The following is a 14929-nucleotide window of genomic DNA, read 5'->3' on the forward strand; positions in this document are numbered from 1 at the left end:
GGTCTGCTCCTTACTTCCAACGGCCGACAGCGCAAGTGTGCACATATTTCTCAACCGACCCCGATAAAGAGGTCGAGCTCCATGGCCGGAAAGGCACCACGGTTGTCGTCGCAGTACCGAATGCCACTCCCGTGATAGATGCCGCCGCAGTCTCTGCAGCGCCACTAACCGATGGGATCGCTGAAAACGCTGCGGGGAAAGTCCAGTTGGAGGAGCTTCCCTGCATGAACAGGGCACCATCGGCAGTTGTCCAAGTATATCCGCTGTGAGAAGAGCGCCGCCAGCAAATCTGCGTCCCATCGACAAAGCGCACATATTCGCCATTGGAGTTTGATCCGCGCTGGAAGAGCGGCTGCACACCATCCGCTGTGGACGACGTTATTGCGCTATCACCGCCATAGACCACGCTCCAAGCGCTCCAAGCACTCCCATCATAGCTGCGTCGGTATTCGCGACCCGCGACGGATGCCGGGGAAGTCGCGATGAATGTCTGGGTTTTTACACCCGTATTCCACTCGAGGGTGTATAAGAACCCAGCCATCCCACTTCCGCCCACATAAGGCGAGTTAGTCGCGGAGGGACTGATGGACATCCACATCCCGCTCGGCGCGTCATCGCAATTGAACGAAGAGCTCAATCCATTTGCATTATACGCTTTTCCGAGAATTCCGGCATCACCGACTTTCAGCAGACGATTGGCAGTCGTGTCGTAGTTCGATTGCGTGACACCGGTGCCCGCGAGTAGCGCACCCGACGCCTTCAGCACCCCGCTCTGGCCGATCAGGCTGCGCCCGTCTGCCGTCAGATCCGCCATGGCCATCGCGCCGGCCCCTGTGAAGTAGGGCAGCTTGTTGGCCGCCCCTCCCAGATGCGCGAAGGCCGCGATATTGTCCGAGGGCACATCGCCGATCATCGTCTCGATCCACTCGCCCATGCCCTGCATGTACTCGCCCATGACGGGGAACCAGCCGAGGAACCCTTGGGCTTTGGCGGCAAAGCTCGGATCTCCGAGGATCGGGGCCTCGTTGGGTGGTGGGGTATAGGTGGGTTTTGCCATCAGGCCACTCCTGTCAGGGTAAGGGTTGCAATCGTGCGCCCGCCGCCCGAGAGCGCGGGGAAGAAGTCATCGGCCACGCCGTAGACGGCGAGGGCAAAAGGCGTCATGCCATCGCCCGGGTAGAAGTAAGCCGGCGCCCCGCGCGCCTGCTCGAGCGCGCGCTGGATCCGGCGGTTGGCCGAGGAGGCAAAGGCCAGCTGCCATTCGGCCTTGCGGGCCGTCGGGCGTTTGACGATCGAGACATTGCCATAGTCATCGGTCTCGCGACGCGAGTAATCGGTAAAGCCCGAGCGCGAGCCATCGAGCACATCGCCCAGGTATTCGCCCCGCCCCATGACGATCTCGGCCACCGAGGCCGTGCCGCCCGGATTGGAGATGGTGATCTCGAGCGTGAAGCCCGAAAGCGCGCCGAGATCGACAAAGACCTGCTCCGGGTCGAATGTGTCCTCATAGGTGAAGAAGTCGGCCCAGCTCTGGATCTGGCTTGTGTCGAGGAGATCGGCCGTGCGGTCATAGACCACGCCGCCGCCCGCATCGCGGATCACCACCTGCAGCGAGATCGCCACCAGATCGATGAAGGCGATCGCATCGACCCGCGCGGGCAGCCCCAGCGTATAGGTGATGCTCTCTCCCCGCGTGGTGGCCTGCCCCAGCGTGGCGTCAAACGCCCGCCAGCGATTGGTCGAGCCGACCTCCACCCAGTAATCTCCGGCATTCGCGCCCGAGACCGGATGCACGCCCGATCCGGGCGCGAGCGCCTCATAGATGCGATGGGTGGCGGTGAGGATCACCCGATCGCCCACCGCATAGGCCGTGCCAGAGGCCCAATTGCCATAGTCATCCTCGGCCACATTCGAGGCCTGCATATTCCCCGCGCCCAAGGGCACGGGGATGATCATCAGGGCTTGTGTCATTGCGTCTCGGCCTCCCGCCGTTCTTCGATCATGCGCAGCTTGCGCATGTCATTGGTGCCGCTCAGCCCCAGCTGGCGCTGTTCGCTGCGCATACCGGCCAACTCCTCGCGCAGCGCCTTCACCTCTGCGACGAGCGCCGTGTCACTGCCCTGCCCGCCGCCGCCCTGCCCGCCGCCGCCGCCCGAGAGCATCCGGCGGGTCTGATCGGCCGACCAGATCCGGCTGGCGCCCGTGGCCTCGATCTCGGGGCCCTTCTCGCCCACGAGCCTGAGCCCGCCCGCGTGATGGCCGCCCGCCGCAAATTGCGGGATCTCGATATCGACGCCGAGATCGCGCAGCGCGCGGGCCGCCTCCTGCAGCGAGGTCTCGAGCGCCTGTTCCTTCAGGTCGCTCGCGGCCGCCGCATCATTGAGCCGCGTGGCATAGGCCATCGCCTGCTCATAGGCTGTGGTGTTGAGCTGCGCGACGATGGCATTGTAGGTCGCCCTGTCTTCCTTCCGGTCGAGCATGACCAGCTGCTTTTGCGTGTCCTGCGCGCTGAAGGTCTTGTTGCCCACCTGATAGGTGGCCAGTGCGGCCAGCCCGCCCGAGGACCATGTCGAGAGCTTGCTCGGCGCCCCCACCGCCTGATCGGGCGTGAAGTTCGCCAGCTGGTCCATCAGGCTGTCATAGCTCGCCTGTGCGGCAGCCACCTGCGCCTGTTTCTGCTGCGCTTTCAGCAGATCGCTCTGCGCAATCACTGCGCTGCGAAGACTGGTGAGGCTCGCACGCAGCCCCACCATGCTGGCCCGCGCGGCCTCCATCGGCGCCTTGACCGAGCTGGTCATCAGGCTCGCGAAGGCCGAGCTCGGATCAAAGCGGAAGGATCCGCCCAGTGTGATCTTGCCCGCTGTGCTGCCCGAGACCGCCGCCAGCAGGCTCTGCTGCTGGGCGGTCAGCCCCGAGAGATCGACCGTGCCCTTCAGCGTGCGGGTCAGTGTCCCGCTTGCGGCCCTGAGCATGCGGATCTGGTCGCCCGAGAGCGAGCCCAGCCGCACCGTGCCGGCGATGATGCGCGAGACGGTCAGCGCCGCGCTCGAGAGCGCCGCCCGCTGATCCGAGCTCAGACCTTTGGCAAACGCCGCGCGGATGGTGATTGCCCGCGCAGCCGAGGTGTTGGCATTCAGAAGCAGCGCCTTGATCTGCGCCGATTGGTTGCCCGCCAGCACGCCCGTGATCCGCGCAATATAGCCGCCCTGCTGGGTGAGCAGGATCCGGCGTTGATCGGCGGTGAGCCCTTTCGAGAAGGCCGCCTCGATCATCGCCGCATAGCTGCCCTGCCCCGCAAAGACGAGCTGCCGCAGATCGCCGGTGATGCCTTTGCCCAAGGCCGCATTCACCGTCACCGCATAGGCGCCAAGATTACCGAGCGCGAGCGTCACCGCCCGTGCATCGGCTTTCGAAGACAGCGCCACATTCACCACCCGCGCCAGCTCGCTATTGCCCGCGAGCGCCACCCGCATGGTCTCGGCATCGAGCGTGCGGCCCGTCAGCAGGTTCACCGTCTTCTGCAGCTTGGAGGTGGTGGCCAGCGCCAGAGACCAGATTTTCGCCTGCGGTGTGCGCCCGAGCTGGAAGTCGAGCACACGCGTGAAGGCTTTGGCCGCATCGAGGGCCAGCGTCTGCACCCGCCCCGAGGGCAGCACACCTGCCACGATCGACAGGCTGCGCCGGAAGCCGGTCGGATCGTCGAGCGCCAGCGCCTGCACTCGGGAGGAGACCAGCTTGCCCGAGACCAGATCGAGGATCCGGCGGAACTCTTCCGCCTCGCCCAGGGCCAGCTTCTGCACCGTGCCCGGGACCGACTGCCCGACGCGGAAGTTGATCACCTTGTCGAGCGCATCGATATCGTTGAACACGATCGCCCGCAGATCCGCCGGCAGGCTCTGTGCCACCCAGCGGATCGATTTGAGAAGGCTCGAGGCATCCTCGAGCGCCAGCGCCTGCAGGTCCGCCGGCAGCAGCGTCCCCGACATATAGCTGATGGTCTTGACCAGCGTATCGGCCGAGGTGAGTGCCAGATCCAGAAGATCCCCGCTGATCTGCCCCTGATCCGCGATCAGGCTGATCGTCTTCACATGTTCCGAGGCGCCTGTCAGCGCGAGCCATTTCTGATCAGCCGAGAGGTCGGAGCGGGTGATGAAGTCGACATAGCGGGTCACGCCCGAGGCCGAGTCCCTCAGCATCGCCTTCAGGTAATCGGGGATCTTCGCATCCTCGACCACATCGATGGCCAGATCGATCTGTTTCTGCAGGCTCGCATAGTTGATCTCGGCGGCAGCTTGGATCGCGTCATCAAGGCTGCCCAGCTGGGTCTCGAGCGTAGTGATCTGCTCCTCGGTCAACGCATTGCCGGCCGCGAGATAGTCCCGCGCCTCGGTCATCAGATCGACCTGGGCCTGCGTGAGGCTGGCGATCGCTTCGGACTTCGCCCCCTCGATCTGGGCAATGCCTTCCACCTGCCCCAGATCAGACGCCACCCGCGCCTGGGCGCGGGCCACATCGAGCGCGCTGGTGGCCGTGGCAGACACTCGATCGAGATAGGTCTGCGCCACACCGGTCAGCCCGCTTGTGGCATCGAGATCGCCCGCCTTGGCCGAGGCCAGCGTGCTCTGATAGCGCGCGGCCGAGAAGGCCAGCGCCGATTGCGGCGAGGTCATTGCCGAAGCCGTCCCCCGCATCTCGGCCACGAACTCGGCGATACTGTCGGCCGCCTTATACCAATTGGTCGCGGCCTGCGCCGAGGCCTGTTGCGCCGCCGTATAGGCAGTGATCGCGCCATCGAGCGAAGTCGAGACCTGCCCCGAGAGCGCCTCGATCTGCGCGGTGAAGGCCGAGACCTGCGGCAGGATCTCGTCAAAGACCCCCGCCATCCCGACAAGCGTCGCCCAGAGCTCCCGCCCGCCTGCACTGGTCAGATCCATCGCATCGACCAGCGCGCGGTATTGATCGCGGCTCTCGGGCATCGCGAGGCCCATCTCGGCGAGCGCCTCGGTCGTCTGGCAGGTCAGCGTGGCGAGCCGCTCGCTCTCGGAATAGACCGCCTCGTAATAGGTACTCACAGCCGTGCCGAAGGCCTCATCGCCGCCAAAGAGCTGCGTCAGCTGGCTGGCCATATCAGCCCCCACCAGCCCCGTCGCGCGGAAGCTATTGCCCAGCGTATCCATCGCGGCATTGACGGTTTGCAGAGCCGAGGCCAGACGGTTGATCGTTTCCATCGCCCCCTCGCCCGAAGCCGAAAATGCCTCGAGCCCCGTCACTTGACCTGCATAGGCGTCGCCCAACTCTGTGAGTTTGTCCTGCAGCACCTCCAGCGCCTCGTCCTCCGAGAGCCCCTTGGTGGAAAACTTCAGCTCATAAGCAAAGCCATCGAAAGCTTCCGCCCCGATATTCAAAGCCGAAGCCGCGACGGCAATGCTGTCCTGCACGCCATAGACGGCCTGGCGGATCGGATCGGCGATCTCTGAGGACGCCGCCGAGTAGGTCGTGCGCTTCGATTTGGAGAGACCCCAGAACTTCGACTTCTCGATCCGTTCATAGGTCTGCACCGTCACATCACTCCCGCCGATCAGCGCGCGGATGCCCGTGTCGAGCACCTTGGTCTTGCCGATCAGCCCCGAGATCAGAAAGCCCACCGCCGCCACCGGCAGCGCGATGGCCCCGATCGCGGCCGAGAGACCCGCAATCCCGGAGGTCGCCCCGCCCAGAACGGAGGTGAGATAGGTGCCGGCCGCCGCCAAGCCACCGCCCGCGCCGGTGAGGCTGGTGACCAGCCCGCCCGCGCCCGAGATGAAGGCATTGACCGAGGTGCCGATGACACCCGCGAGCCCCAGCCCGCTGGTCGCGATCGAGCCGAGGCTGCCGCCGGGCATGACGCCCGCCGCAGAACCTGAAGCCGCCGCTGCCGTGCCGGCCACTCCGGTCGCGCCCGTGACCCCCATTGCCACCAGAATGCGGTTTTTGGCCGCCGTGGCGATCATCTGTTTGAGCCAGGATTTGAACATATCGCCAATGCTCCCCAAAGTGGTCCGGAACCCCGTAAAGAGCCCATCGACCAGCGTGTCTGTGAGGTCGCCCACCAGCGGCAGGCTATCGGCCAGATCGGCATTGAGCTGCGCCATGGCCTTTTGCACTTCCTCGGGCGTCAGAAGGCCTTCCTTCGCCAGAGCCGTCAGCTCGCCCAGCTCGCGGCGATAGCGGTTCATCGGATCGATCAGATCGCGCCAGCGCTCGGCCTCTTTCGCCTGCGCCTTCGCGAGATTTTGCGCGGCCTTGACGCCTGCCGTACCCGCCTTGGTCGAGGCTTTTTGGGCCGCCGTCAGCTGATCGAGCGTCGCGAGCTTGTCGGACATCGTCTTGATCTGTGCCTGATCGATGGCAAGCCGCGCATCGGCCGCTAGCGCATCCTCGCCCGCGGCCACCGCCGCATCACGCCGCGCCTGGGCTTCCAGCTCGAGCCCTGCGATCCGCGTGGCATTGGCCACGTTCTGCTTGTTGCGCGTGGCCTCGATCTGCACATCGAGCATGGCGATCTGATTGTCGAGATTGGCCGAAAAGCCGGTCGCGGCCGCCATGGCCGAGGCCAGACGCTGCGCGGCATCGGCCGCGCTGTTGAGCCCCACCGGCAGATTAGCCGCGATCTTCTCGGCCTGTTCGGTATAGCCCGCCAGCCGCATCGCCGCCAAACCTGTCTTGATGGTCGCTTCAGCCGCCTCCTGCAGATCAGGCGGAATGCGGCCCGCGCTATCCTTCACCGCCATGAGCACCTGTGTCAGATCCTTGGCGCCGGCCGCCACCTGATCGACATCGCCGGAGTTGATCTTAGACATCGCATCGGCCACGCCGCGCGCTTGAATAATCGTCAGCCCGAACTGGCTCTGCAGCTGGCGGATGCTGGTCTGCGCCATGGTCAGGAAGTCATCGCGCAGCGCGCCGCCCGCCTGACGGGTCGCCGCATCGAACCGGTCCACCTGCGCCACGAGATCGGCAAAGCGGGTGCGCAAGGCCTCGGTCGAGGCATCAAGGTCATTCATCGCCTTCAGCTGGGCCAGATCCAACATGGCAAGGTTCATCTCCCGCGCGGCCTCGGCATTGAGCCCGAACTCCTTGCGCAGCGCCGCCATCGGGATCGCCGCGACATCGAGGGCCGCGCGCAGATCGCCGAGCGAGCTTTCGAGGTCACCCACCGCCTCGCCCATATCCTTCGCCTTGCGGCCCAAATCCCCGAGCATCGGCAGAACCACCGCGCCCACGGCTACCAGCGTGCCCAAGGCGCTCCCGATCATCGCCAGCTTGCCCGAGAAGCCCAAAGCCCCCAGCAGCTGCGGGGCTTGCATGGCGAAGGCCCGCATCACATCGGTGCCGCCCGCGATCTGCACGAAGAAGTCCTGCACCTGGAACGACGCGTTGGAAAAGGCCGAGGACATCCGCCCCGAGATCCCGCCCGTGCGCTGCATCACGCCGCTTGTGGCCGAGAGCTGCTCGCCCAGAAGCCGCAGCGTATTGGCCCGCGCGCGGTCATCGACCACCCCTGCCGCCTGCGCGGCATTGAGCACCTCCACCGCCTGCTTGTAGCGCTGCGAGCTGGCATAGAGCGGATCGACCGAGGCCCGCAGGCTCTCGTAGCTGCGCGCGGCAGTCTGGGCCGTGCGCGCGGCCTCCGCCTGTGCCGCTTCACCCGCCCGCGCCGCCTGTGCCGCGCGATCGGACGCCGTGGCCACGCCGAGATACCTGGCCGCCGCCTGCTCGAGCACCTGATTGGCCGCCCGTTGGCTTGCAACCCCGCTCTCCAAAAACCCCGCCACCTGACGCTGCACATCCGCATAGCGCTGGGTCGCCGCAAAGGCAGGATCGATCGAGGCGCGCAGCTGATCAAAAGACCGCGCGGCCTTGACCTCCACCGAGGCCCGCACCCCCGCCCAGGCCTGATTGATATTGCCCGCCATCTTCTGCGCCTCGGCACCCGCCGCCCGCGCCCCGGACTGGAACTGGCTCAGGTCCAGCCCGAGCTTCGCCTGCATCGCACCCATCTGGCCCATCGCCATGGCACACCTCTTCTGAATGGAAAAAGGGGCAGACCGTGAGGTCCGCCCCTGGGGGTTGGTTGGGATTATATATTTTCTAGGCTGTAGCCTTAGGCGATCAAATCCAGATCTTCGTCGTCTTCCTGTTCTGCCGTCTCAACGTACTCGTCGACTGGCACCGTGGGATAATCGAGGTCTTCCTCTGAGGATGCCTCATCAGAAGAAGCAACATCCTGATCATCGCCGTTGCCCTCATCTACCTCTGTGTCGAGAAGGCTCCAAGCGTCTTCATCCGCTTCAGCTTCATCATCGTCCGAAATAGCAGCAGCTTTGTCTTCGTCAGTCCAATCAGCTGCCAACTGCGCGGCTTCATCCTCTTGCTGTGTGTTAAGGGTATCAGCATAACTCTGCATAGAAGAGACGGACTGTCCGTGCAAAGTTACCGTATCATCATCGTTGAATGAAAGAACAAGGTTTCCGTCATCATCGTCGGCACCGGTCACTCCGTCGGGCAGAGAAGCAAAGTTAACTGACACCCCATCGAACATCAGCTGATCCTCACCGAAACGGAAATCTGTGACGCTCACATTTGAGGTTTCAGTATCAGAGGCATCGCGCAAATCGACAATATCATTCCCCTTGCCAAGATGCATTTCATGATCTGCACCGTGATCGAGATAGCCCACGAGTGTATCGTTACCTTTACCACCTTCAAGCAGACAGCTCTCGTTGCCACCTACCACGAGATCGTCGCCCGCTTCACCTGCAACATGATGCTCGCCGTTAACAGCATAAAGGCTGTCGTTACCGTCGCCACCACCGATAATATGAGAAAGACCATTCTTCATGCGGATGTAGTCATCGCCGCCAAAGCCATTGATGCGAACTGTATCCTCCGTAGAGTCACCGTCAGAATCAGTGTAATCATCCTGAATGAAGTCGGCGTTTTCGGTCCCTTCCACTCGGTCATTGCCGGTATCTTCTGCGGCACTCTGATCTTCGTCGGTAGTCTCTTCTTGGTCGGTTTCCTCGTCATCAGTTTCGTTCGACGCGAAGACATCGGAGGAAAGACGAACGGTTACGGCACCGCCATCTTCATTCCCATCAAACGCCAGATAGGTAAAGTCGCCTGAATACTCGCTCTGACTCGTGATCGTAACACCATCGATTGCCGTTGGATCTTTCCCAAGGGCCGCCAGGTCATCTCCGCTGTAGCTGACCCCATTCACAACGAGTGTGTCCTGCGTAGGGTCGAAGTCTTGACCCAGATCAACAAGGCCACCCTCTTCCGCATCAATATCCGAATAAATCGAAACAGTATCTGCAGCTGCCTCGTCTTCATGAAGAAAAACGGTAGCACGATCTCCATCGCCCAGCGTTACATTGACTGTATCTGCGCCGTTACCCGTGAATATCCGCGCTTCTTCAGTGCCCGTCGCAGTCATTGATGCGGTGATGGTATCGTCGCCGTTCTCGCCAGACAAAGAAGCGTACCCGAGGCCGTTCCAATCGACGACATCGTTGCCGGCATTGCCATTAAGGTAAACGTCTCCGTCACCTTGCAGTGTATCGGCATCATCGCCCCCATAGAGAACAGGCCGGTAGGCTTCCAAACCAGGCGTTTCAACAACGTTGGAAACCGCCATCGAATCCTCACCGCCTTGACCATGGGCAATGGTGTGAGAACTTACACCCTTCACATTGTCATTGCCGTTCCCAGCCCAAATATTCACGAACGAATTGAGAAGCGACAGCGATGAATAATCAAACGCTACTCCGTTTTCATCAACAAAGCCTGGCTGAATGTCATCAGCATCACTACTACCCAAAATATAAGACATTGCGATGATCCCCCAAATAAGAGCAACGGTTAACAAAGCCCATCTTATAGAACAAACGAAAACTTGAAAGATATTTGATAGGCACGCTTAAGGCTAACTAACATACTGCTTACAAACTTCGAAACTGTTCAAAGTTTTCCAACGATATTACCCCCCCACGGCCAACGGATCCTCCCCCGCCTGCCGTGCCGCAAAATACCCGGCACACATCTCGAAGAGCAGCTCGGCCTCCCAGCCTTCGGTGATCCGGCCCGTGGCCTGCATGAAGGCGCTGATCTCGGGCCAGTCGGTGGCGCGCAGATCGAGGCCGGTGGAGCGGACCGGATCGAGGCGGATCATCGCCTCGACCAGATAGCTGCCGGCATCGAGTTCGGGCAGCCCCAAAGGCCGCCCCATACGCTCGGCGAAGGCCAGCCGGGTCTCGCTCCACGATCTGGGCGTGGAGTGGAGATGGCCCAGCTGGCGTGCATAGGCGATCAGCGCGCGTTTGCGTTTCCCAGATAGCTCTCGCGCTTGGAGGCGAAGGCCAGCACCTGTTCGGCAAAGCTCTTCTCGCCCTCCTGACCGTTGATCATCTGCAGGTTCAGGAACCAGCGCAGATCATCTTCGGAGGTGGTCAGCGCCGCCTCCCCGCGGGCGATATTCTCGAAGCCGGTGATCAGGGGCACGGCGCCATCGACCATCTGGGTGTGGAGATCCTCGAGGGTGCGCGCCTCCTCGCTCTCCTTTTTGGGTTTGTCCTTCAGCTTGGCGCGTTGCACCGCGCGCAGGGCCGATTGCACGGCGCGGCTCTCGGTGCCGCGCACCAGCACCACGCAAGGCTTCAGGCGCGCCTCATCGGCAAAGAGCTCCTCGCCCGAGGCGGGGTCTTTGAGATGCAGGCGGGCGGGTTTGTCTGCGGCCGAGCGGCTGTCGAATTTGGTGAAGTCCATGGGTCATATCCTTGGGGTTCGGGTTCAAGCAAAAGGGCGGCTGCGGGTGAACCACGCCCGCAACCGCCCGGCTCCGGCGCAAGCCCGCGCCGGAGATCTCTTTGTGTTGGCTTAGGCCGCCGCGACCCGCACCAGCGCCGAGTTGATGCGGAACTGGCCGGTCATGCCCTTGGCGGTCGAGGCCGTGCGCGAACGGTCGCGGATATTGGCGACCTTGGTGTGGAAATAGATCACCTCGCCATCGGGATCGGTGATCTTCACCGACACATCCTCGTTGGTGTTCGACTTGGCCTTCAGGATCTCCTGCCCCGCATCGGTCTCGCCGGTGAGGAGGAAGGTGAAGTCGCAGGTGCCGCCATCAAGCGCGCCGTTCACATGCAGCGTCCGGCCCTTGAGCGTGGTCTCGGTGGTGTCCTCCGAGGTATCGCCGATCTCGCCGAACTCGGTGATCTCGCCCACCTCAGAAAAGCCGGTGAGGGCGCCAAAGCCCGCTGCATCGAGCGTCGCGGGCTTGCCTTCGGCCACTTCGACAGTGGCGCCGATATAGGTGCGTTGGGTCATGGCTTAGCCTTTCTTCTCGGGGGTGGCGGCGGGTTTGGTCTCCGCTGCAATGATGATCGCGCCCGAGCGGATCCGCCCGCCAAGCACATTGCGGTTATCGATCAGATCGAGCACCGCCTGAGGTAGTTCGGTCTCTTTGCCCGCAGGCAGGACATGACCGCTCGGCAGGGTCAGATCGCTCGACCCGGTATTCTTGACCTTCGGCATCGCGAAGCTCCTTTGCTGTGAGGAAAGATCCCCGCGCCTTACCGGCGCAGGGGTTTGAGATAATTGAGGGTGAAGCTGACAACGGCGGTGCCGATCACCGCCTCGCCCTCGCCATTGAGGGTGGTGGTGACCTCTTCGGGCGTCAGGGTGATCCGCTCGGTGCCGAAGGCCCCCATCACCGCCGCCTCGATCGCCTCGGCATCGCGGTCGAGCTGATCCTCGATCTCCGTGCCGCCCAAACGTTTGATCACCACCTGCAGGAGCACTTCGCGCTCGAAAGAGGCCAGCGTGCCCGGACGCCCCCGCTCGCGCGGGGTGGCCACACCCATCACCGGCAGGTCATGGGCCGAGAAGTTGCCCGCCCAGGCCGAGACCAGCGTGACGCCCGAAAGGTCAGAAGCGCTGGCGAGTGCCGCCTTGGCCAGTTCGCGGAACTGCGTCCGGCTCATCCCCGCACCTTGGAGAGCTCGCAGATGATAAAGGCATCGGCGGCGGGCGAGCCCGAGGGCCGGATCAGCGCGATGGTATAGAGATCACCCGTCTGCGGGTCGATCCGGTCGCCCTTGGCGAGATCCGGCACCAGATCCCGCCGCACCCGCCATGTGGGCGCCATGATGGTGATCGGGTGGCCGTCCTGATCCTCGGCCTCGATCGGCTCGGCGCGGAAGATCGATTGGATCTCGCGCGGGGCCCCGCCCTTGGGGGTGTAGAGAACCGGACCGCCCAGAAGGTCGGAACAGATATCCGCCATCCCCGTCAGGAAGTAACTCACCGGATCGTGCCATCGAGGAGGCCGAAGACCACGGCACTGCCCGCCGTGGCATCCGTCAGAGCCGCCCCCACCAGCGGCTTCTCCGCCCCCTCGGCCCCGATCTCGGTGGTCAGCACTTTCGCTTCCGCATCCCAGTAAAGCGCAGCGCCGGCCGCGATCGCGAGCGCTGCGGGCTTGGGCAGGTTGCAGGCGATCTGGCGGGTGATCTCCACCTCCTGGCCTTCGGCTGCGGCATAGCCCGTCAGGCCGAAGAGCACGCCCACCCTCACCGGCTCGGAGGCCGTCACATCATAGGGGGCAATCACGGCGACACTGTCGCCCTTATGGTAATAGCCTTTCATGGCTGTCTCCTTTGGTCAGAGGTCAAACGACAAAGAGCGCCACAAGGGGCGCTCTTTCGTCAGGTCATCGGTCTTTGCCTGCCCGCTTACTGGCCGGGGTTGCGGTAGGCCCCGCGATAGTTCACGGCGCCCGCGCCAAAATCATGCTCGAGCGTCATGCGCATGCCCTGGGTGCCGAAGGGCTCGTCCACCCGCACCCGCGGTGCCTTGCGCCCGCGCAGATAGCCATGTTTGAACGAATGGCTACGCTTCGACGGATCGACCAGCAGATACCATTCCTTGCCCTCGATCGCCTCAACCACGACCGGGCGCAGCTTGCCCGCAAACGGGTTGGTATCGGTGGCTTTGGTGGGCTGCACGTTCTGCGCCATATACTGCTCGGCCAGCGTCTCGTTCTCGGGCCCGACCAGCAGGATCGCGGGCGCATTCATCGTGATCACCCGCTTGCCATCGGCGGCCTTCATCTGGCGCAGCGCCTTGCGGCCTGCCGAGATCGCATTGACCGAGATCGCCGCCGCCGTGCCGAGATTGCCATGATCGGCATGGAACACCGGCTTGCCATCGCGCAGCTTGGGGTTCGACAGGAAGATCTGCCAGAAGAGGCTCTCCTCGAACTCGGGCACGATCGCGCCGGCATTGTCGATCACCCCCTGGATCGCGCCCATATCGTCATTGACCAGCGCATGGCGCGAGATCGCGAGCCCCGTGGCATAGGAGCCGAGCGCCAGCGTCTCGGAGCTGTCGCCGATCGAGCCGAACTTGATCTCGCCCGTCTCGTTGACCTTCTGCAGCGTCGGGAACTCGTCGGGGCGCACCACGCTATGCTCGCGGAAGTCGTTGAACTCCATCTCCCGCGAGAGCGCCGTGAAGGTGCGCCCGACCAGATCATAGCCCTGCTCGAGCACGCGGTTGACCGAGAGCGAGAGGATATTGGGGAAGTCCGAGCCGCTCTGCATCGCGCTCATGATGACATCCTCGCGCGAGGCATAAGAACCAAAGCCCGGCGCGCGGGCGCCCATGGAGGCGGCCGCCATCTCGTGGATCGACATCTCCATATAGGGCCGCGCGCGGTCATCGGCGGGCGCCTCGCCCGAGATGCGCGAGGTGAGCGCCATGGTCATGCCCTCGCGGCGCGTGTCGCGATCCTCGCGGCCCACGCGGGCGGGTTGATAGCCGCGCTCGGAGCGGGCCATCGAGATATCGGGCTGGGCGGCCGAGATTTCCTGCAGCATGCGATGCGAGGCGGTCTCGATGCTCACCCCCTCATCGATCAGCGCCTCGACAAAGCTCTCGCTGAGGCTGCCCGCGCTCATGTGCGGGCGCGCGGCCGAGAGGATCGCGCGGGCGCGGCGGCGCTCATTGACCACCGCCTGCTCCGAGCTCATCTGCATCGGCTGCGCGGTTTGGGGCGCGGGCGCGGTGCTGGCATCCGCTGCGCTGGTCATGCCGAGGGCCGCGGGCGTGCTGCTGGCCGTCTCACTGGCGGGCGGCGTGGCCGTGGTCTGGGGCGTCGTCTGGGTGGTGGGGGTGGTCATGGATACCTCCTTGAGGGCCGTCTCGGCCGGTTGTGTCTGTAAGGGTTGCGGCGCGCGGGCGGTCAGCGAGGACATCCACACGCAGGTCTCGGAATAGTGGCGCTGCGCGGCGGCTATCATCTCCGCGGGCGCGCGCTGATCGGGCGGGCCCGTGCGCGCCTCGCCCGCGATCACCGCATCGGCAAAGCCCTTGGCCACCGCCTCCTCGGCAGTCATCCAGGTCTCGGCCATCATCAGCGCGCGCGCCTCCTGCGGGCTCATCCGCGCGCGGGCCGCATAGATCGCGGCGTACCCTTGGGCGGCGCTGTCGAGCCGCTCGGCGGCCTTAAGGTGATCGGCGGCATTGCCCATGGCCAGCACCGAGGGGTCATGGATCATCATCACCGAGCCCGCGCTCATCTCGATCCGGTCCGCGCCCATCACCAGAAGCGAGGCCGCCGAAGAGGCCTCGCCGATGATCCGCATAGTGATCCGCGCCGGGGCTTCGGTGAGCATCATCCGCACATCCTCGGCCGCCGACGGATCCCCGCCCGGCGAGTTGATCCGGATGGTGATCGCCGCCTGGCCCGCGCAGGCCTCGAGCGCGCGGCGCACCATGGCGGGGCTGAACACCCCCTCATCCTCGGGATAGACATAGGGGTCCGGCAGGATCGCACCGGTCAGCACGATCTCTGCGCCCTGTAGCAAAGGCTGTGGCATAAAACTGT

The 14929-nt window shown here is 64.0% G+C and carries 12 protein-coding genes; all 12 read right to left on the minus strand.

Translation table 11 applies throughout. The features are described 5' to 3' along the window. Positions 1 to 10 precede the first annotated feature (10 nt). The 12 genes from ABEB22_RS15165 to ABEB22_RS15220 all read right to left on the minus strand — a co-directional run bounded on the left by ABEB22_RS15165 (position 11) and on the right by ABEB22_RS15220 (position 14921). Complete coding sequence (locus ABEB22_RS15165) at positions 11 to 1057, minus strand: pyocin knob domain-containing protein (RefSeq protein ID WP_349295777.1); 1047 nt, start codon at positions 1055 to 1057, stop codon at positions 11 to 13. Continuing rightward, the gene (locus ABEB22_RS15170) at positions 1057 to 1971 is read right to left on the minus strand and encodes a hypothetical protein (protein WP_349295778.1); all 915 of its coding nucleotides are present in this window, start codon (positions 1969 to 1971) and stop codon (positions 1057 to 1059) included. Before ABEB22_RS15170 ends, ABEB22_RS15165 begins: the two co-directional genes overlap by 1 nt. Beyond that, entirely contained in the window at positions 1968 to 8054 is a 6087-nt protein-coding gene (locus ABEB22_RS15175; RefSeq protein WP_349295779.1) for a hypothetical protein, read from the minus strand. The genes ABEB22_RS15170 and ABEB22_RS15175 overlap by 4 nt, the downstream gene beginning before the upstream one ends. An 89-nt stretch (positions 8055 to 8143) precedes the next feature. Further along, positions 8144 to 9874, minus strand: a complete 1731-nt coding sequence (locus tag ABEB22_RS15180) for a calcium-binding protein (RefSeq protein ID WP_349295780.1) — start codon at positions 9872 to 9874, stop codon at positions 8144 to 8146. Positions 9875 to 10021: 147 nt separating this feature from the next. Further along, complete coding sequence (locus tag ABEB22_RS15185) at positions 10022 to 10258, minus strand: hypothetical protein (protein ID WP_349295781.1); 237 nt, start codon at positions 10256 to 10258, stop codon at positions 10022 to 10024. Positions 10259 to 10350: 92 nt separating this feature from the next. Next, positions 10351 to 10806, minus strand: coding sequence for a hypothetical protein (locus ABEB22_RS15190; RefSeq protein ID WP_349295782.1), 456 nt, complete (start codon positions 10804 to 10806; stop codon positions 10351 to 10353). 111 nt (positions 10807 to 10917) lie between these two features. Next, the gene (locus ABEB22_RS15195; protein WP_349295783.1) at positions 10918 to 11367 is read right to left on the minus strand and encodes a hypothetical protein; all 450 of its coding nucleotides are present in this window, start codon (positions 11365 to 11367) and stop codon (positions 10918 to 10920) included. Positions 11368 to 11370: 3 nt separating this feature from the next. Beyond that, positions 11371 to 11574 carry a hypothetical protein gene (locus ABEB22_RS15200; protein ID WP_349295784.1) on the minus strand — a complete coding sequence of 68 codons (204 nt, stop codon included), beginning with the start codon at positions 11572 to 11574 and terminating at the stop codon, positions 11371 to 11373. Positions 11575 to 11612: 38 nt separating this feature from the next. Further along, positions 11613 to 12023, minus strand: a complete 411-nt coding sequence (locus ABEB22_RS15205) for a hypothetical protein (RefSeq protein WP_349295785.1) — start codon at positions 12021 to 12023, stop codon at positions 11613 to 11615. Continuing rightward, complete coding sequence (locus ABEB22_RS15210) at positions 12020 to 12346, minus strand: hypothetical protein (RefSeq protein WP_349295786.1); 327 nt, start codon at positions 12344 to 12346, stop codon at positions 12020 to 12022. The genes ABEB22_RS15205 and ABEB22_RS15210 overlap by 4 nt, the downstream gene beginning before the upstream one ends. Next, positions 12343 to 12687: a capsid cement protein gene (locus ABEB22_RS15215; protein WP_339113265.1), complete on the minus strand. Its 345-nt coding sequence runs from the start codon at positions 12685 to 12687 to the stop codon at positions 12343 to 12345. Before ABEB22_RS15215 ends, ABEB22_RS15210 begins: the two co-directional genes overlap by 4 nt. Before the next feature lie 86 nt (positions 12688 to 12773). Beyond that, positions 12774 to 14921: a head maturation protease, ClpP-related gene (locus ABEB22_RS15220; RefSeq protein ID WP_349295787.1), complete on the minus strand. Its 2148-nt coding sequence runs from the start codon at positions 14919 to 14921 to the stop codon at positions 12774 to 12776. Between the last annotated feature and the right edge of the window lie 8 nt (positions 14922 to 14929).

It is taken from the genome of Thioclava sp. 'Guangxiensis' (assembly GCF_045348365.1).
Taxonomy (GTDB): domain Bacteria; phylum Pseudomonadota; class Alphaproteobacteria; order Rhodobacterales; family Rhodobacteraceae; genus Thioclava; species Thioclava kandeliae.